The organism is Alsobacter soli (assembly GCF_003004785.1).
In the GTDB taxonomy this organism is placed as follows: Bacteria; Pseudomonadota; Alphaproteobacteria; order Rhizobiales; family Beijerinckiaceae; genus Alsobacter; species Alsobacter soli.
The window spans coordinates 90,970-108,738 of the sequence record NZ_PVZS01000015.1; the positions used below are offsets into that span (position 1 = coordinate 90,970).

21 protein-coding genes and 1 pseudogene are annotated in these 17,769 nt (G+C 68.4%); 14 read left to right on the forward strand and 8 right to left on the reverse strand.

Annotated features, from left to right (window positions below; genetic code table 11):
• Positions 1-2: 2 nt before the first annotated feature.
• A complete protein-coding gene (locus SLNSH_RS14885) occupies positions 3-1,433 on the reverse strand; it encodes an undecaprenyl-phosphate glucose phosphotransferase (RefSeq protein ID WP_158266768.1) in 1,431 nt (476 codons plus the stop codon).
• Between the two features lie 270 nt (positions 1,434-1,703).
• Here SLNSH_RS14885 and SLNSH_RS14890 point away from each other — a divergent pair, with 270 nt between their 5' ends.
• A complete protein-coding gene (locus SLNSH_RS14890; RefSeq protein ID WP_106337799.1) occupies positions 1,704-3,701 on the forward strand; it encodes a hypothetical protein in 1,998 nt (665 codons plus the stop codon).
• Here the strand turns inward: SLNSH_RS14890 and SLNSH_RS14895 are convergent.
• Complete coding sequence (locus SLNSH_RS14895) at positions 3,698-4,777, reverse strand: acyltransferase family protein (RefSeq protein WP_106337800.1); 1,080 nt, start codon at positions 4,775-4,777, stop codon at positions 3,698-3,700. The two genes, SLNSH_RS14890 and SLNSH_RS14895, sit on opposite strands and share 4 nt — an antisense overlap.
• 167 nt (positions 4,778-4,944) lie before the next feature.
• Here SLNSH_RS14895 and SLNSH_RS14900 point away from each other — a divergent pair, with 167 nt between their 5' ends.
• Positions 4,945-6,006, forward strand: coding sequence for a polysaccharide deacetylase family protein (locus SLNSH_RS14900; RefSeq protein ID WP_245422358.1), 1,062 nt, complete (start codon positions 4,945-4,947; stop codon positions 6,004-6,006).
• 250 nt (positions 6,007-6,256) lie between these two features.
• Here the strand turns inward: SLNSH_RS14900 and SLNSH_RS14905 are convergent, their stop codons facing one another.
• Positions 6,257-6,601 carry a DUF6665 family protein gene (locus SLNSH_RS14905; RefSeq protein ID WP_146140280.1) on the reverse strand — a complete coding sequence of 115 codons (345 nt, stop codon included), beginning with the start codon at positions 6,599-6,601 and terminating at the stop codon, positions 6,257-6,259.
• Between the two features lie 192 nt (positions 6,602-6,793).
• Between SLNSH_RS14905 and SLNSH_RS14910 the strand changes: the two genes are divergently transcribed.
• Entirely contained in the window at positions 6,794-7,063 is a 270-nt protein-coding gene (locus SLNSH_RS14910; RefSeq protein ID WP_106337802.1) for a DUF2312 domain-containing protein, read from the forward strand.
• A gap of 135 nt (positions 7,064-7,198) precedes the next feature.
• Entirely contained in the window at positions 7,199-7,684 is a 486-nt protein-coding gene (locus SLNSH_RS14915; RefSeq protein WP_106337803.1) for a cupredoxin domain-containing protein, read from the forward strand.
• A gap of 26 nt (positions 7,685-7,710) precedes the next feature.
• Here SLNSH_RS14915 and SLNSH_RS14920 read toward each other — a convergent pair whose 3' ends face one another.
• Positions 7,711-8,058: a response regulator gene (locus SLNSH_RS14920; protein ID WP_106337804.1), complete on the reverse strand. Its 348-nt coding sequence runs from the start codon at positions 8,056-8,058 to the stop codon at positions 7,711-7,713.
• Positions 8,059-8,387: 329 nt separating this feature from the next.
• Here SLNSH_RS14920 and SLNSH_RS14925 point away from each other — a divergent pair, with 329 nt between their 5' ends.
• Positions 8,388-10,040 carry a GMC family oxidoreductase gene (locus SLNSH_RS14925; RefSeq protein WP_106337805.1) on the forward strand — a complete coding sequence of 551 codons (1,653 nt, stop codon included), beginning with the start codon at positions 8,388-8,390 and terminating at the stop codon, positions 10,038-10,040.
• Between the two features lie 7 nt (positions 10,041-10,047).
• On the opposite strand, the gene SLNSH_RS14930 is transcribed toward SLNSH_RS14925, so the two are convergent.
• Positions 10,048-10,440 (reverse strand): hypothetical protein, encoded by a 393-nt coding sequence (locus SLNSH_RS14930; RefSeq protein ID WP_106337806.1) that lies wholly within the window; start codon positions 10,438-10,440, stop codon positions 10,048-10,050.
• A 577-nt stretch (positions 10,441-11,017) separates the two neighbouring features.
• Here SLNSH_RS14930 and SLNSH_RS25720 point away from each other — a divergent pair.
• From SLNSH_RS25720 to SLNSH_RS25160, 6 genes and pseudogenes are all read left to right on the forward strand, one after another.
• Positions 11,018-11,224, forward strand: a pseudogene (locus SLNSH_RS25720) (AAA family ATPase); the annotation flags it as partial.
• A 411-nt stretch (positions 11,225-11,635) separates the two neighbouring features.
• The gene (locus SLNSH_RS14940; protein ID WP_106337808.1) at positions 11,636-11,845 is read left to right on the forward strand and encodes a hypothetical protein; all 210 of its coding nucleotides are present in this window, start codon (positions 11,636-11,638) and stop codon (positions 11,843-11,845) included.
• Entirely contained in the window at positions 11,842-12,195 is a 354-nt protein-coding gene (locus tag SLNSH_RS14945; RefSeq protein WP_146140281.1) for a hypothetical protein, read from the forward strand. The genes SLNSH_RS14940 and SLNSH_RS14945 overlap by 4 nt, the downstream gene beginning before the upstream one ends.
• Positions 12,192-12,464 carry a hypothetical protein gene (locus SLNSH_RS14950; RefSeq protein WP_106337810.1) on the forward strand — a complete coding sequence of 91 codons (273 nt, stop codon included), beginning with the start codon at positions 12,192-12,194 and terminating at the stop codon, positions 12,462-12,464. Before SLNSH_RS14945 ends, SLNSH_RS14950 begins: the two co-directional genes overlap by 4 nt.
• A 183-nt stretch (positions 12,465-12,647) precedes the next feature.
• Entirely contained in the window at positions 12,648-12,878 is a 231-nt protein-coding gene (locus tag SLNSH_RS14955) for a hypothetical protein (protein WP_106337811.1), read from the forward strand.
• A gap of 214 nt (positions 12,879-13,092) precedes the next feature.
• Positions 13,093-13,662 carry a hypothetical protein gene (locus SLNSH_RS25160; RefSeq protein WP_196240266.1) on the forward strand — a complete coding sequence of 190 codons (570 nt, stop codon included), beginning with the start codon at positions 13,093-13,095 and terminating at the stop codon, positions 13,660-13,662.
• A gap of 153 nt (positions 13,663-13,815) precedes the next feature.
• Here SLNSH_RS25160 and SLNSH_RS14970 read toward each other — a convergent pair whose 3' ends face one another.
• Positions 13,816-14,178: a substrate-binding domain-containing protein gene (locus SLNSH_RS14970; RefSeq protein WP_146140282.1), complete on the reverse strand. Its 363-nt coding sequence runs from the start codon at positions 14,176-14,178 to the stop codon at positions 13,816-13,818.
• A gap of 309 nt (positions 14,179-14,487) precedes the next feature.
• Here SLNSH_RS14970 and SLNSH_RS14975 point away from each other — a divergent pair, with 309 nt between their 5' ends.
• On the forward strand, positions 14,488-14,826 hold the full coding sequence (locus tag SLNSH_RS14975) for a hypothetical protein (protein WP_106337814.1): 339 nt from the start codon (positions 14,488-14,490) through the stop codon (positions 14,824-14,826).
• A 67-nt stretch (positions 14,827-14,893) separates the two neighbouring features.
• On the opposite strand, the gene SLNSH_RS14980 is transcribed toward SLNSH_RS14975, so the two are convergent.
• Positions 14,894-16,117, reverse strand: a complete 1,224-nt coding sequence (locus SLNSH_RS14980; protein ID WP_106337815.1) for an MFS transporter — start codon at positions 16,115-16,117, stop codon at positions 14,894-14,896.
• A gap of 187 nt (positions 16,118-16,304) precedes the next feature.
• Here SLNSH_RS14980 and SLNSH_RS24910 point away from each other — a divergent pair, with 187 nt between their 5' ends.
• Together SLNSH_RS24910 and SLNSH_RS14990 are read left to right on the forward strand one after the other, a co-directional pair.
• On the forward strand, positions 16,305-16,640 hold the full coding sequence (locus SLNSH_RS24910; protein WP_158266769.1) for an HPF/RaiA family ribosome-associated protein: 336 nt from the start codon (positions 16,305-16,307) through the stop codon (positions 16,638-16,640).
• A 329-nt stretch (positions 16,641-16,969) separates the two neighbouring features.
• Entirely contained in the window at positions 16,970-17,308 is a 339-nt protein-coding gene (locus tag SLNSH_RS14990) for a hypothetical protein (RefSeq protein WP_106337816.1), read from the forward strand.
• A 20-nt stretch (positions 17,309-17,328) separates the two neighbouring features.
• Here SLNSH_RS14990 and SLNSH_RS14995 read toward each other — a convergent pair whose 3' ends face one another.
• Positions 17,329-17,583, reverse strand: a complete 255-nt coding sequence (locus SLNSH_RS14995) for a hypothetical protein (RefSeq protein WP_106337817.1) — start codon at positions 17,581-17,583, stop codon at positions 17,329-17,331.
• Positions 17,584-17,769: the final 186 nt, after the last annotated feature.

Sequence of the window (17,769 nt, forward strand, 5' to 3'; positions counted from 1 at the left end):
GCTCAATAGGCCGCCTCGTCCCTGAGGACGAGGGTCACGGTCATGAAGAGGATCTTCAGATCCAGCACGAGGCTGAAATTGCGGATGTACCAGCAGTCGAGTTCGATCCGCCGCCGCATCTGGTCGAGGTTTCGGGTCTCGCCGCGGAAGCCGTGAACCTGCGCCCAGCCGGTGATCCCGGGCTTCACGTGCTGGCGCCAGACGTAGTCGCGGATGATCGCGCCGTACTCGTGGTCATGGGCGCAGGCGTGGGGCCTTGGGCCGACGAGAGACATCTCGCCCTTGAGCACGTTCAGGAGTTGGGGAAGTTCGTCCAGGGACGTCCTGCGCAGGATGCGGCCGATTGCGGTCACGCGGGGATCGTCAGGCGTCGCCTGGAGCACCACGGGGCCGTCTTCCTGGACGCTCATGGTGCGGAACTTCCAGATCCGGAACGGCTTGCGGCCGATGCCGTGCCTGGTCTGGCGGAAAAAGACCGGGCCTCTCGAATCCATTTTGATGAGGACGGCGATCAGCAGGAAGACCGGCGCGAACAGCAGGAGCCCGAGGGTCGCCCCGAGGATATCGATCCCGCGCTTGAGAAACCGATCCACCGGCGCGCATGGGGCGGGGCGCGCCTCGAACGCGGCGAACTCGCCGAAGCGGGTGCTGCGCCCTTCCAGCAGCGACAAACCCGATGTCGGGATGAAGCTGATCGGAGCCGGCAGGTTGGAGAGCCCGTCGATGAGGCGTGCGACGGCGGGCGCCTGGCTCAGCGGCGCCGTCACGTAGACCGCTTGGGCCTGCCAGGCGAGGCAGGCGTGCCCGAGCTTTGACGCCAGTTCCTCCCGGCGGCTTGGGTCCAGCATCTCGTCATCGACGGTCAGCGCGTGAACGGAGATCCCAAGTTGCGCCATCCGGCGCTCCACCCGTCGCGAGAGCCGCTCGTGGTGGATCACGACCACCGTCGGCTGCGAAAGACCCGCGATGCGGCCGCTTCCCGCGATGTAGAAGACGAGCAGCCGCACCATCGACAGCGCCGTCAGCCCCTGCAGGAAAAAGAGGGCCAGCATGCCCCTGGACACCGAGTCCGAAGCCTTCAGGAAGGTCACGCCGCTGCTGATGACGAGGAACGACAACGCCCAGCGGGCGGCCAGGCCGCTGAACCGCGTGGGGGATCGGTGCACGATGGCCGAGTACTGGCCGTTCAGGTTCTCGATGAGGACGTGGACCAGCGCCACCGCGAACCCGATCCAGGCGTAGGCCTCCAGGGCCCCGAGGCCGCCATAGGCGTAGTAGTCGTAGGCGGAGCCCGAAATGATCGCGGTCAGGACGATGCAAAACAGGTCGATCGCGACAAGCAAGGCCGGGTTGAATTGACGGATCAAGGCGGCCCCGCGCGAGAGCAGCGGACCCACTTCGGACGCATTCGCGCGCACCGTTGCTGTCGACATGAGCGAAGCCTCGAACTTGCCGCGCACAGCGCAGCGCATGGTCAGCGCAGGCCTTGCGTCGGCCCGTCAAGACTTGTTCCCGCCCGCGCGACGGTCAATTTGGCCGGAAAGGCGCCGCGGGCACAGACGCTGAACAACTGCACAGGCCGAGGCGTTCAGCCTTTCGGCCAGATTATGCGCCCGCGGACCCGGATCCTAATCTCGGGCATGGCGCGGCGGCGACCCACCACTCTCATCGATAGGCGTAGCCTGCTGCTTGGCCCAGGGCTGATGCTCGCGTCGCGGGTCGCCGCTGCCCCCGCCCCCGCCCGCTTCGTCGCGCCCGACGGACGCGGCGACGGCGCGTCCTGGGCCAAGGCGGCCCCGATCGGGCGGCTGAATGACCTCGTGAAGGAAGTCGGGCCGGGCGGGACCGTCTACCTGGCCGCCCACCGCGGTCCGTACACGATCGGCGAGACCTTGTGCGTGCTGTCGGCGGGAGGCGCCGCCGGCGCGCCCGTGCTCGTCATGGGGGTGGATGCGGCTATGGCGCCCAAGCCGGCGACCGTGACGGGGGCCCGCACGCGATGGCGGCTGCCCGCCGATCCCGAGCAGGTGACCCGTGTCGACCGCTGGACGGCGGGACAAAGCGCGGTGCGCCTTCTCGAGGGCGCCAACCACCTCACCTTCTCGCATCTGAGCTTCCAGCACTGCGGGCAGAGCTTCCACCTGCGCGCCAAACGCCATGATGGCATCGAGGTGCGGGACTGCGACGGCTACAACGTCCAGCGCTTCTTCGAGCACGACCCGGGAACGTCCCATGTCGGCACCCGGCTCCTGCGCATCCGCGTAACAGGCTTCTCGAAGACGGCGATCCGCATCCGCGGCGACAGCGCCAACGTCCTCCTGGAGGACATGGTGTTGAACTCAGGCCGCCAGGATGGGGACAATTTCGCCACCGGCGTCGAGTGCAACGACACGGCCCACGCCATCGTGATGCGCGATGTCACCTGCCAGAACTGCCACGACACGGGCCCGGGCGGAAAGGACGCCTTCTGGAACGCCGACGGCTTCGCCAGCGAGTACGGCAACTACGACATCCTGCGCGAGCGCTGCGTCAGCTCCGGGAACACCGACGCGGGATTCGACGACAAGGCGTCCAACCTCCGCAATGTCGAGTGCTCCGGCTTCGACAACAAGGTCAACTTCAAGCTCTGGGGCCGCGGCGTGGTGATCGAGGCCTGCCGGGCCGCCAATCCCCGCTCGCGGGGCGGCCCCGGACCCCAGATGCAGGTTTACGCGGTCGGGGCCGACCACGCGGCGAAGCTCGGCGCAGACATCCTCATGCGACGCGGCGCGATCTCGTCGAGCGATCCGGAGACGCTGACCTTCGTGGCGGAAGCCCACAACAGCGTGATCCGGATCGCGGGCCCCACGGTGGCGAAGCACGCGAAGGCTCCGCTGCAGCAGGAGATCGACGGCTCCGGCAACGCGTTCCTGTTCAGCGCCGGAGCCGCCGAGCCGCCTCGGATCCTCACTGCGCCCGAACTCGGGTGCGGCCCGGGACCGGCTGCGGTGTTGCTGAAGGCGGACCAACCCGTGACGTGGTCGCTCGCGCCGGGATCGACGGAGCAAGGCGTCCAGGTCTCGCCCGACCGCGGCGATGGCGTGCTGGTGATTTCGCCCGCCCCTGGCGCGACGCGTCGGCGCGCCGTCGTGCGGGCCACGGACGCGGAGGGGCGCGAGGCGGAGCTTGGCGTGAGCCTCGACGCGGGGCGCCCCGGGGCGCCGTTCGTCTCCATCGGCGCGCCCGATGGCTCAGGGAACGCGATCTCCCCTCCCCCGGATCTCTTCCGCCAGCGCTTCGCCGTTCAGCACGCGCCAGAGGGGGCCGCCACGCTCGCGTCGCCGCCCTGCGGGTTCGCCGACCACTACATCGAAGTGGGCGTGGCGCGCCTGCAGCCCAGGATGTCCGGCATGCTCCTGTGTCGCGTGTCGGCTGGCCTGCCCTTCCTTGGGCTCAAGGTCGCCTCCGGCGAGCTCAGGCTGTTCCTTATCCGGGAGGGTCGACTGCAGACACTGGGGCGGGCGAACGCGCGGCAGCCTGGGGGACGCCTCCGGCTGGAGGTCGTCGGCGCCAGCGCGCTGGTGACTCTTTCAGGAAAGGTGGTTTTGCGCGCTGATGCGCCTGCCGCCTCGGGCGAGGACGCGTTCCGCTCAGGCTTCCTGGTGATGCCCGGCGAGCCCCTGCCCGACTGGATCGGCGGGATCGCGTTCGGCCCCGTCTAGACGGCTTCCTGCGCCAGAGGGGCCCTCGTCCGCGCCCCGTCCATCCGCGCCGACGCGAGCCTCTGGAGCCGGCGCTGCGCCGGTCCTTCAACATAGCGGAACACCGCGTAGGCGCCCGCGATCAGACCCACGACCGTGACTCCATATGCGGTCCAAAGAGGCACGGCTGGCGCCAGGGAATTGAGCGCCATGTAGCCGATCTGCTGGTGCAGCAGATACAGGGGATAGGTGCACCCGCCCATCGCCGCCAGCATCGCCCGGGTCCGGGCGGAGCTCTTGAGCATCAGAGAAATCCACACTCCTGCGACGGCGGCCACCGAGAGCCCGCCGACAAGAAATGGATCCAGTGTGTCGCTGTAGAGCGCCCCGACCTCCCGGGCGCCCATGACGGACTGAGCCACGGCCACGGCGGTCGCCGCCCCAAGCAGGGGGAGTGAGGCGGCGATGCGCCCCGTCCTGGTCATCTCGAAGATCATGAGACCGGCGGCGAAAAAGCCGCTCTGGTCCGTGAGGAACAGCTTGCGAACAATCGGCGAGCCGAAATGCCAGTTCGCGACCGTGATCACGAGCCAGGCCGCCACAAGGATGGCGATTCGCCGGGGAAAGACCTGCGCCGCCAGGGCGAGCCCGATCCAGCCATAGAAGATCAGTTCGTAGACCAGCGACCAGTAGGCGCCGTCCACATGCGGCTGGCCCAGAATGGGCGACGCGACCGCAAGGTTCGCGGCCCATTGCGGGAGGCTGACCGAAAACCGTGGCGACCCAAGCGCGACGGTCGCCAGGGCGGTCAAGGTCATGCAGAACAGGAACGCCGGGTAGATGCGGATCAGCCGCGCCAGCCCGAAACCCACCGGCGACCGCGCGGCCGCCGATCGGGCGATGATGAAGCCGCTGATCACGAAAAACAGTTGGACGCCCAGATAGCCGTATTTCGCGACGGGCCAGACCGCTGGCCCGAGCGGGGCCTGCAGGATGTCGTGATGGGCGCCGCGGTATCCGAAGTGGAAGAGGATGACGGCCGCGACCGCAACCGCGCGCATGGCGTCCAGGCCCTCGAGCCTGCTCTGGGTCTGCATGGGGCGCCTGCTCCGTGATGGCGCAGCGTCGGCCGATGCCGCGCAAGCTGAACCGGCGGTCGCCGGCGCGCACCCTGTCCCTTTGAGGTAGGTCGTGCGCAGGAGCCCGGCCTCGGCGACCCCAAGGCGTGTTGCTAAGATCCGTGGCGAGAGGCTGGGTGGATGGCGTGACCTCCGTCAGGCATCAGGTGTTTCGGGCGGCCTTCGCGGCGCTGTCCGCCATTGGCGCGCCCCGCTGGGCTGGCCCTGCGATGCGCGGGCTGGGCGCCATCCTCATGCTCCACCATGTCCGGCCATGGGTGGAGCGCGCTTTCGCCCCTCCCCAGAACAGGCTGCTCGAGGTTACGCCCGAATGCCTGGACCAGGCTCTCACCTTGGCTGCGCAAGCCGGCTACAGGTTCGTCGGCCTCGACGAGATCCCGTCTGTTCTGGAAGCGGGGCGAACGGAGCAGCCCGTTCTGGCTCTCACGTTCGATGACGGCTATCGCGACAACCTCGAGTTCGCCCTCCCTGTGCTGCGGCGGCATCGGGCCTCGGCCACCGTATTCATCACCACCGGCTTCGCCGATCGGAGCGCCTGCCTCTGGTGGATCGATCTGGAAAACGCCGTCCGGAACGCGTCGTCCATCCGGGCGCAGGTTGGCGCAGAGACCATCACGGCGCCGGCGGCGACGCCCGTCGAAAAGGTCGCCGCCTTCGAACTGCTGTACTGGAAGCTCCGAGCGCGCCCCGAGGCGGAGCTCCGGGCTGTCATCGCCAACTTGCGCCAAGAGCATGGGGTGGACAGCCGCGGCGCCGTCGAGCGGCTGTGCCTGGATTGGGACGGCGTGCGCCAACTCGCGGAGGACCCGCTGGTCACCATCGGCGCTCATACGCTCACCCACCCGATGCTGCGCCAGCACGACACGGACTTCGCCCGGCGCGAGATGGCGGCCGCCAGAGACGCCATCCAGCGGGAGATCGGGCGGCCTGTGCGGCACATGGCCTATCCGGTCGGGGACAAACCCTCAGCAGGGCCGCGGGAATTCCGGCTTGCGCGCGAGCTGGGTTTCCGCACCGCCGTCACGACCCGGCCCGGAATGCTGTTCCCCCAGCACGGCGCCCACCTGACGGCCCTGCCCCGCGTTTCGCTCAACGGACTTTTCCAGGAGCGCGCCCAACTGGAAGCGCTGCTGTCCGGGATTCCGTTCTGGCTCTGGAATCGCGGCCGCCTGCTCAACGTGGACTAGCGGGGCGCACAGACCCCAAACCGTCCGGCGTCACGGGCGCGGCGCCCGGTCGCAGGCGCCCGGGAAAATTTGCTGCGCTGCGCTCTTGCTTTTGTGCGTCGCAGCATTATATTGACATTCGTGACGTCGACGAGACGTCGCATGCCCTCCTTGGGCGTTTCCTCCCTAGACTTGAGGCCGCCGCGTTCTCGCGAGCGGCCTTCTTTATGTCCTGACGCTNAGGCCGCCGCGTTCTCGCGAGCGGCCTTCTTTATGTCCTGACGCTGGGCTGCACCCGGCCCATCCGGTTGAGGACTTCGTGGGGAATGCCGTACGCCTTCACGACGGCCTCCCAGTGACGCAACCCGCTCAATTCACGCTGGATCATCAGCGCCCAGGCCTTGTCCGCGGCCTCGTCCAGCAGGGCCGTGCGCCGGTCGGGCTCGTCCGCGCCCTCTTCATCGAACGCGCGCAGGCGGGCGAGGGCCTGCTCGACCTGCTGGCCCATGCTCCCCAGGATTTCGGCCTTCTGCTGGGCGATCTCGTAATCCAGCACGCTGGCGCCCGTCTCGGGCCCGTGCCCGCCAAATGGGCTTTGCGGCATTCGAAGCGACATGTCCCGCCCTTGTCTCCAATGCGATCAGGGCCGGATTGAACGCCCAATCTGTCCGGAGAATGGCCCTGGCCAGACGCCAGATAAAGGGCGGCTGGCGCCACGAGGCACAGGCCCGTCGCGGGGGCGACGTCGTTTACGGTCTGTTGACGGGCGGGGGCGAAGGTCCGCTCCTCTGGTCACCAAGGAGCAACCATGTCGGACATCGGCCTTCCCGGCGCGCGCATCCGCTCGTTCATCGAGCGCGTGGAGCATCTCGATACGGAGATCCAGGAACTCAACGAGCAGAAGAAGGAGGTCTTCGCCGAAGCCAAGGGCGAGGGCTTCGACGTGAAGATCCTCAAGGAGATCCTCAAGCTGCGCAAAGAGGACCAGGACAAGCGCGATGAGCGCGACTCCCTCCTGGACGCCTACATGCGGGCGCTGGACAGCGCGCCCCCGGCCGAGATCGGCAAGGCCGCGTGAGCGATCCGGAGCTCCGGGGCGATCGCACCCGGAGCTCCCGGTCCGCGCGCAGGCATGTGTTTTGTTTGCGCCGCCTCAAGGCGGATGGGGCGCCTGGCGGGGCAGGATCCGGACCAACGAAACAGGATCCAGCCCATGCGTGTCCCCCTTCTCATTTCCACCCTGGCCCTCTGCGCGCTGAGCGGAGCGCCGGCCGTCGCTGACCCCGGCCACCATCACGGGGGAGCGTCACCTCACGCCTCGGCCGCAGGCCAGCCAGGCGACCCGCGCCAACCCTCGCGCACCGTGGAGATCGCCATGAGGGATGGCGGAGCCAGCATGGCGTTCGCGCCTTCCGCGCTGCACATCCGTCGCGGCGAGCAGGTCCGCTTCGTGGTTCGGAACGAGGGCGAAGCCGACCACGAACTCGTTCTGGGAACGCTCAAGGACAATCTCGCCCACGGGGCGGCCATGGCCATGCATCCGGACATGGCGCATCACGATGGGAACGCCTTGAGCCTCGAGCCGGGGAATTCAGGCGAACTCGTGTGGAAGTTCACCCGGCCGGGCGTCTTCGACTACTCGTGCCTGATCCCCGGCCACCGCGAGGCCGGCATGACGGGCGTCATCACCGTGGAATGATGCGAGCGGCCGGCAGGGCCGCCGCCTCAGCCCGTGAGCCGCGCGATCGCCTGCTCGAGATCGGCGATCCCGTAGGGCTTCATGAGGAGGAGCGTCCTGTCGTCCAGAACGAGTTCTTCGGAGGGTTCGAGGCCCGTGGCGACGATGATCGGCAGCTTCGGATGCAGCGTTCGCAGGGCTTCCAGGAAGGTTTCGGCCCGCACGTGATCGGCCAGCCCAAGATCGGATATCACCAGGTCCACCTTGTCGCCCCGGATCACTTCGAGCGCCTCGGGGATGGTGTCGGCCTCCAATGTCCGATGTCCAAGGTCCTGCAGGCTGTCCGAAATGCTGACCGCAATAGTCGGGTCGTCTTCGATCACCAGGATACGCATCGCAACGCACTCCCAAGCAGGACGCTCGAAGCCTAGCACGCCAAGGGGCCGAAGACATGCGTAGGCTCAGCCTTGGGCGGCCGGGAGCGAAGCCGCTGGAACCGGGCCCAACCATGGGCGTTTTTACGACGGCTGACTCGAGCGTGCCTCGTCGGCTGGCCTGATCACCCACGCCGACAGTCGACCAAAAGCGGGACGAGCCCGCCCGCCAGTCGCCCAGAAGCCCGGGACGCGCCAAGCGCCCGGGCTCTTCCGTTTGCGCGGCACGCATCCCACCCCGGCAGACCTTGCCCGTAGCGCGGGCGCACGCCCGCGATAAGCTGCGCCTCATGATCCACGTCGCGGCGCGACGCGGCTACGCGGGGGAAGACGTGATCGAGGCGGACTATGTGATCGTCGGAGCCGGCTCGGCCGGCTGCGTGCTGGCGAACCGGATCACGGAATCCGGCCGATACAGCGTCATCCTGCTGGAGGCAGGGCCGGCGGACAGGCACCCGTGGATCCACGTCCCCCTCGGCTACGGCAAGCTCTTCGTGGACCCGCGCTACAATTGGATGTTCTCAAGCGAGCCCGAGCCCGAGCTGAACGGGCGGCGCATCGCTCAGCCGCGCGGGCGGGTGCTGGGCGGATCATCCTCCATCAACGGGCTGCTCTATGTGCGCGGGCAGAAAGAGGACTTCGACCGCTGGCGGCAGGCTGGCCTGCGCGAATGGGGCTGGGACAAGGTGCTCCCCGCCTTCCGCAAGGCTGAGGACCAGGAGCGCGACGCCGACGCCTGGCATGGGGCCGGCGGACCGCTGGCTGTCTCGGACCAGCGCACGATGACGCCGCTGTGCGACGCCTTCATCGAAGCGTGCAAGCAGGCGGGCCTGCCCCGAAACGATGACTTCAACGGCGAGACCCAGGAGGGCGCAGGCTATTACCAGGTCACAGCGCGGCGCGGTTGGCGGTGGAGCACGGCGCGGGGCTACCTCCGGCCGGCGCGACGGCGCCCCAACCTGCGGGTGGTGACCGGGGCGGCGGCGACCCGGATCCTGTTTGACGGCCAGGCCGCGACCGGAGTCCGCTTTCGCAAGGACGGCGCCGAGATGGTGGCCAAGGCCGGGCGCGAGGTTCTGCTCTGCGCGGGCGCGTTCGCGTCCCCTCAGTTGCTGCAGGTGTCGGGCGTGGGCCCGGCGGAGTGGCTGCGCGACCGGCTGGGCGTTCCCCTTGTGGCGGACCTCCCGGCCGTGGGCCGGCGCCTGCAGGACCATCTCCAGGTCCGGCTTGTGCAGCGCGCGACCCGCAAGGTCACGGTCAACGACGTGGTCGGCAGTCCCGCACGCTCCGTCGCGGCCGCCCTGCAATGGGCGCTGCTGGGGCGCGGTCCCCTGACCTACAGCGCCGGGGTGGCGGGAGGCTTCTTCCGGACGGGCGTCAGCCCGGGCGAGACCCCGGACGTCCAGAGCCTGTTCATCCCGTTCAGCACGGACAAGATGGGGACCGGGCTTCACCCGTTCTCGGGCTTCACATCGAGCGTGTGCCAGCTGCGCCCGGCAAGCGCGGGGACGGTGTTGGCCCAATCGGAAGACATGGCGACCCCGCCGCTCATCCAGCCCAACTATCTCAGCGCCGAGGAGGACCGGCGCTGCATCGTGGCGGGCGTCAAGCAGTTGCGGCGGATCCTGCGCCAGCCCGCGCTGAAGCCCTGGATCGCCTCTGAACTCGAACCACCGCCGGAGATGGCCAGCGACGACGAATTCCTGGACTACATCCGAGCCACCGCCGGATCGATCTACCATCCGACGTCGACGGTGCGCATGGGGGCGCCGGACGAGCCGGACGCGGCCCTCGACGAACGACTGCGCGTCCGGGGCTGCGGCCGGCTGAGGGTGATCGACGCATCGGCGATGCCGTGGGTCCCCAGCGGCAACACTAACGCGTCGGTGATCATGCTGGCCGAGCGCGGCGCGGATTTCGTGCTGGAGGAGGCGGCGCGCTAGCCGCCGGCTATTGCTTCGGCTGGGCGTTGGGCTGCGCGCCTGATTCCGAGTTCACCTGCCCATGCAGGCTCGTCGAGCCGCCGGCGCCGCCGTTGGCGGCGGCGGGAACGTTGGACGACGCGTTCTTGCCGTCGCTGACGGCGCCTGTCTCCTGGCCGTGCATCTTCTGCTCAAGCTGCTTCGACTGGGCGGAGGCGTCGCTGCGGGCGTTGGTCCCCTGGGTCTGGCCAGCGCCCATGTTCAGGTTGCCGCTGGACTGGGCGGGCGAGGAGCCGGGGGCGGTCCCGCCTGACCATCCCGTGGACGGCTGCCCCGTGCTGGACGTGCCCATCTGCCCCTGGGCCAGGGCTGCTCCAGACGCCAGGAGCAGGGCGGAGGCGAACAGGAAGGGGATTTTCATCGCAATGTCCTCTTGGGGCTGATCCTGCGGCTAGCGCTTCGCCGACCCAACGCCACGCGACTCCTGTTGTTCCGCTCCGCCAAGCCGCCGCGCCAGGCGCCGGGGGCGGGTTTGCCGCCGGACCGAACCCAGTGGTCCCGGCCGGAACACCCCCTGCTCGCCACCCGTTTGGGAGGCGCGAGGGCATCCGCCGCCGCGGATGTTGCGCCGGCTCAGACCATGGAGAGTCGGAACGCGGGACAAGAAGGACAGGAGAAACGACCAGCCGCCCGCCGCCAATCCCGGCGGCAAGGACGCCGCCCCGGGCGGGTCGGGCCTGGCAAGCAAGGTCCAGCCCGGCGTCACGGCCCCGGGCAGGGCCTCGCCGGGCCGCACGGAAGGAAGCCTCGGCACGCGCGGCGCCTCGTCGAGCCCGAAGCGCTGACGCCACCACGGAGGGAGGAGCACGATGGCCGATTCAACGGACGGCGTTCGCCTGCAAGTCGCCAACTCGCGGCCGGAGGACGCCGGGGGCGGCGTCGCCCGCATCGGCGCCCAGGCGCTGGCCCAGCTCGGACTGCGTCACGGAGACGCCATCGAGATCGTGGGCCGGCGCCAGGGCGAGTCCGAGCAGCGGCTGCGCGACGCGTTCCAGCAGGCGCAGCAGAACGCGCCCTCCGTGATCTTCATCGACGAGATCGACTCCATCGCTCCCAAGCGCGAGGAGGTCACGGGAGAAGTGGAGCGGCGCATCGTGGCGCAACTGCTCACCTTCATGGATGGCCTCGAGCCGCGCCAGAACATGCAGGAGCAGCCCGCGCGCCGGCCGATCGGCTTCATCCCATTTCCCGCTTCGGACTAGGCGGCCGTCCCGGCGGGCCCTCACCGAAGTCTCCGTGCCATCCGCGGGGCGCGCACGACCTCGTGAATGGCTGCTGCCCCTGTTCATTTCGCCCGATCGAGCGGACGGAGGCGCGGCCGTCCCTTAACGCGCAGTTCTAGTCCGGCCTACACCGCCGGATCGCGTGCACGTCGCTTTTCATTGGTATAGCGTTCATACGTTGACTGCCGAATCTCGTGTGCTCCAGATCACATACAAACCTCCCCAAGTAGAGTAGGTTGCTGAATTGCAATCTTGGCGCCAGACCACATCGCCTCTACGCATTCTCTTCTTTTGACGAGCATCTCCTGACTACGGTTGGATGGAGGTCTCCCTATGTCGACGGTCCTGAAAACGCAGGAACATATTTCTACGCACGCACGGCTCACTCGCGAGCTGGGATACGCCGCAGCGGCCGTCGCCGTCGCGGCGGCCCTGTTCTGGGTCACCATGCTGACGTCGCCTCCCACGACCAGCGCCGCCACAGGAACGATGACGGCGGAGGACGCGCCCTGGCCCTGCCAGACCGTCGCGAACTGCCCATGAAAGCCCGCGGGGGCGCAACGCCATTGCCGGGCGTCGCTCTGGCCGTGGCGTTCTGGATGCTGACCGCGCCAGCCGCGGCCTGCGACCTCAATGGGATGGCTGGGGCCCTGGCGGACGCGGACGAGCACCAGTTCTGGGTCGAATTCTGGGAAGACAGCGACCCGGCGGAGTCCGCGCGCGAGATCGGCTACAGCATCGCCTCCCTGCGCAAGACGCTGCGCATGAGCGAGGTCGACGACTGCGACAATCGACGCCGGGCCGCGGCGCTCGGCGACAGCGCATTTCGAAGCCTGCAAAGACTCAACCGCGTGCAAACCACCCTGCAGGCCAGCCTAGGAGGTTCGCCATGATCGCACTCCCGCGCGTCGATCGGTCCAACGCGGCCGTGGCCGCCTCAGTCGCGGCGCTCGCCGGCTTCATCCTTCTCGCCTACGGGGTGGGACGCGAGACGCTGGCCAATGCGCAGACGACCTACCAGCTCGAAAAGGCGAGCAGCATCGACGAGGCCTGCTCGCAGTTGCAGCGAGCCAAGGACCCGGACTGCCAGCAGACGCTCGGAGCGCTGTTGAGCGCGCACGAGTTGGAGCTCGCAAAGCGGGACGCGGCGGACCTCCCGTGAGGGTGTGAAACCGCTCCCCGGACGCTCCGGGCGCATAACCTGCCTTTCCCTCGCGCTCGCACCGCCGCTGTCCCGGTCGGATTCCGCGGTGCGGGGCTGTGCGGGCGAAAGAAGATTGAGCGTTTTCAATGATGAGGGCCGAAACGGGCGAAGACGCGGCAGCGTTCAGAGCCTGGAGGCTCCATGAGACAGCTTGCGCTTTTGCTGGCCGCCCTGATCGCCGCGTCCTCGACAAGCTCCGGCGCAGTCTCTGGCGCGGTGCGGTTCGATCACGCCTGGGATCGCGAGGGCTCGTCGCGCTATCACGACGAGATCGAGACCGCTCGCGTATCGAGACGATGCTTCAGCGTGGCCGTCCGCGGGCACGACGAATCAGGAAAGACGGAGACCCGCAGGGGCCGAGACTGCGTCTGACCTCAAGATCGGAGGCCGCAGTCATCGATCTCCGTCCAGACGCATGAAATTAATCATTGTGGCACGAGCACTCCATCGTCGAATCCTAACAATGCGCTTCGTTTTTCTCTTTTTTACGCAGAATTATTGTCTCGATATGCATGCTTGAGCTTAGGCTTCTCGCAACCGCCCGGCATCATTCTGTGGCGGTTCTCACCGATGAGGCCCAAGACACATGCGATTCACTCTGAAGACCGTCGCCCTCGCCTTCCCGCTCGCCCTCGCCGCGCTGCCTGCCGGCGCCCAGACGGCGCCCACCTCAGGAAGCACCGACAGTTCTTCGACGCAGGCGAGCGCGGACACGAGCGCGTCCACCTCCGGCGCGACCTCGACTGCGTCGACCGGCACGTCGAACTCGACCGCCGGGACGACTGCGGCAACGGGCACGAGCTCGACGGATGCGCCGACCGGCCGCACGAAGGGTCTCGCCAACGCTCAGACCCGCAACACGGGCACGCACGGCAACAAGGTCGTGTCGGCCGTTGCGGCGGGCAAGCCCGGCCCGGGATTCGGGGCCATGGTGTCGGCGGTGGCGCGCTCCAAGGGATCCGACTCGACCGTGGCGAGCGCCAGCACGACGGGCGGGACGAGCGGAGCGACGAGCCGCGGCAATGGCAACGGCGCCGGCAAGGGCGGCGGCAATGGCGGGGGTAATGGGGGCGGCGGAAACGGCGGCGGCAATGGCGGCGGCGGCAATGGCGGCGGCAATGGCGGCGGCCACGGCGGCGGCGGCGGTCACCGCTAAGCGCCCGGGTTCACCAGCAACCCTGCATGCGACCGGGAGGTCGGCCCAGGCCGGCCTCCCTTTTCATTGCAAGCCTCCGCGCGAAGCGCCAAGGGCAGGCGCCCTGATCAGTCGCCCTGCTGGCCGTGCACGAAGGGCATGGATAACGTCCTTCTAGTTGGTCGGCTTGGTCTTCAGCACGCCGACCTTGGCGAGGTGCTCGGCCTGCAGCATCACGCCGTGCGGCGCTGGCGAGAACAGCGTCCCGGGCTGGCGCATGATCTCGACCAGTTCGTCAGGGGTCATCTTCTCGCTGGTGGCCTGGATGTAGAGCTCGGCCGCCCTGCGCGGATCCTGCTTGATCAGGTCGTCCGCCTCCTGCAGGGCCGCCACGATCGCCTCGGTGAGCTTCGGGTTCTGTTGGCAGGAGACTACCGCCCATGTAGCGCCGGCCGCGATCGCGGCATTGGACGACGCCAGCAAGGCGGTCGAGCGTGCGGGCGAAACGCTCGAGAAGAGCCTTTGGACGGCTGACAACCCGGCTCATCGGTTCTGGATGGTGGCGGCGGGAGCCCTGCCGCATTGAGCAGCGCGCCCAGTGTCCCGGCCGCGTTTCTGCCGATCCGACGCTTCTCCCGCCCGGGTTGACCAGCAAACGCGTGGGCCTGAGCGTCGGGAGCCAGAGTCGAAGTCCATGGCGCCCGACGCGAGAACTTACCTCTGCGCCGCGCACAGGAGTCAAACTGACCGGGCCTCCTCAAGATGGCCAGATTTGCCAAATTCAAGAGCCGCTCTACACTTTGCAGCGATCGCCAGACGAGTGGCGTTGCGTTCTATGGAGCACTCATGAGCGACGAAGACGATCCCAACACCGAAACCCCTCCGCAGCACACGGACGAAGCCGCAGCGGGGCGAGGCGGGATGCAGGACACGGCCATCATCGACGAGTTGAGCCGGGTGCTGCTGACCGACACCAAGCCGCCGAGCATGCCGTCTCGCCCGATCGGCGGTGAAAGCAAGCGGCTTCTCGCGGTGACGCGCGTCGTCAACGCGTACCACCATTACCTCTCCGCGGTGGCGAACCGCCCGGCGGGCGAGATGACGGCGGCGGACGTGGCGCGCCTCGGCATGATCCTGAAGATCCTTGAGGACGTCGAGCCGCGGGATCCCTTCGGGCGGCTCTGATCCACGAGACTTTCCCATCATGGCCGGGCCAGTCCCGGCCATGGCGGCGGGGGCTGGACATGCGCCGTCACCGCATCCAGGCGGGAGGCGGCGTCCGCGCCAGCGCCACCGCGACCAGCAGGGCCATGACGCCCAGGCCGGCGACCATGCCGGCCACCCCCGGCCAGCCGGCGGCGGACCAGAAGGCGCCGCCCACAGCGCCGGCGACGCTGGATCCCATGTAGTAGGCCAGCAGGTAGAGGGACGAGGCCTGCGCCCTCGCGGCTTCGGCGCGCAGCCCCACCCAGCTGCTCGCCACGGAGTGAGCGGCGAAGAAGCCGAAAGTGAACACCGCGATCCCGAGCACGAGGACCGGCAGGTTGTCCGGCCAGGTCAGCGCCAGCCCGGCCAGCATCAGCCCGATGGAGGCCCAGAGCGCCTGGCGGCGGCCGTAGCGATCCGCGAGGCGGCCCATGAGGGCCGAACTGATCGTGCCGAACACGTAGACCAGGAAGACGAAGCCCACCACCGTCTGGCTGAGGCCGAAGGGCGGCGCGACAAGCCTGAAGCCCACATAGTTGTAGAGCGTCACGAAGCCGCCCATCAGGAGGAAGCCCTCCGTGAAGAGGAGGAGCATGCCGGGATCGGCCAGGTGGCGGCCGAAGGCGTGCAGCAGCCCGCGCAGGGAGGGCGTCACCCGGGTGAAGTGACGGGATGGCGGCAACGCCCGCCAGAACACGAGGGCGCACACGAGGCAGAGGGCGCCCGTCACGCCGATGGCCACGCGCCAGGACCAGAGATCGGCGAGGGCCGACACCAGGAGCCGCCCGCCCATTCCGCCGATCGAGTTGCCCGCGATGGTGAGGCCGACGGCGGCGCCCATGGCGCTGCGGTCCATCTCGTCGGCCAGGTAGGCGATGGAGACCGCCGGCAAGCCGCTCAGCGCGAAGCCGGTGAGCGCCCTCAGCACAAGCACCTGCGACCAGTCCCCTGCCCCGGCCAGCGCCACCGTGAGCACGCCCGAGACGGCGAGCGCCGCCACCATGGTGGCCTTTCGGCCGAAGATGTCGGACACGAAGCTCGCGCCCAGCATGGCGACCGCCAGGATGCCCGTGCTCACCGACAGGGACAGGCTGCTGGACGCCGGCGACAGCCCGAACTCCTGCGCGAAGACGGGGAGCAGCGGCTGCACGCAGTAGAGCGCCGCGAAGGTGGCGAAGCCCGCGGCGAACATGGCGCCGGTGGCGCGCCTGAACGCAGGCGTGCCGGCCCTGATCTTCGAGCCTGGGGTGGGCGAGGTCGCTGCGTCCATGCCTGCGTCATATACCCCTCCCGAGGGCCCGGACGAGATCCGCTGGCGCACGGGGAGCCAGACCGAGCCGCATACGTCGGAGCGGGCGCGCCGGCGCGCCGTTCCGGAACAAGGGCGCGAGCCGGGCGTTGGCGCCCCGTGGAGCGCCCGCGCGAAACAGCGGGACGCCGTTCAGACAGGTGACCGCATGAGCGACGACGACATCACGGTGGGCAGCGCCCACGTGGACCTCGGATCGGCCTTCCGCGAGATGGCGCAGGACGAGATCCGCAAGGCCGCCAGGAAGTATCTCGGGGACCTGACGATGGCGTCCGTGCATGTGGCGCGCGAGGGCCACGCCTTCCGCTGCTCGGTCAACATGCAGCTGGGCGGCAACCCCGTCATGAGCGGCGAGGCCGAGGGGACGGAGGCCCCCATCGCCTTCCGGACGGCGCTCGCCAAGGTGGAGAAGCAGTTGCGGCGAACCAAGCGGGAGCTTCGGGAGGATCGACAGAACCGCCCGACGCGCATCTTCACCGCGTGAAAAGGAAGCGGAACAAAAACTCAGGCTTGGCGCCGGTTGACCTGAAGCTTGGCAATTGCCGGTCTTACGGCGCCTCGCTTGTCCCTGTGGATCTTGGCCACCTTAGTCGTTCGAGCAACCACGGAGAGTCAATCGCAGACCTGACACTCGAAAGCTCATCCACATTTCTGTCTGGTTGTTCGGACGACCGGAGGAATGGACCCCTCGAATGGAGTACGAAAGGGCGCCCAAGGGCGCGATTTGACTCACTCTACTTGTCAAGTTTGAATGGCTGTATTCTGCATTGGGTCCACAGAGTTTCATGTGGACCGCGTAGCCAGGAGCAGTCGATGAGCGAAGCAGCTACCCTGAAGGCCGATGCGCCTCTTCATCCCGTCAATGGCGCGGCCTCGGCGCGGCCTTCGCCCCAGGACTCGGCCATCATCGATGGGCTGAGCCGGGTGCTGCTGGCGGACAGCAAGCAGGCCCCCGACATGCCGCGCCTGCTGCAGCACGAAAACAAGCGGCTGCTGGCGGTCACGCGCGTCGTGAACGCCTTCCACAACTACCTCGCGACGGTCGCCAACCGTCAGATGGACGAGATCTCCGCCAGCGACGTGGCGCGGCTCGGCATGATCCTCAAGATTCTCGAGGACATCGAGCCGAGCGACCGGCTGCGCCGCGTCTGAGCTGACCTGAAAATCCCGGCCTATTGAGCGGAGCCGGCGCGAGTTCCACCTCGCGCCGGCTCCTGGCGTTTCAGGACCAGCACGCGGCGACCGCGAACATAGCCGTTGGAGACGCTGGCCTCGCGGTCCTCCGCAAGGGTGGCGAGATCGGCGAGCAGCGCGCGGATCGCCGCACGAGCATCTCCACCGAATTCGGCAAGCACCGCATCGACCTCCTCCTCCCCGTCGACATGGCCCTGGATGGGGTCTCGCTTGTCCTGGTCGTCGCACGTCATGATGGGACTCGATGAAGGACTCGGGCTGAGGTTCACCAGAACAAATACGGAACAGGCCCGGACGTCAACCACGCCGGGCCTGTTCTTGTTTTTCAACCCTTAGCTGCGTCCGCCGCCCTTGCCGCCGGAGCCCCCACCAGAGCCGCCGCCACCGCCTGCGCCAGAACCGCCGCCCGAGCCGCCGCC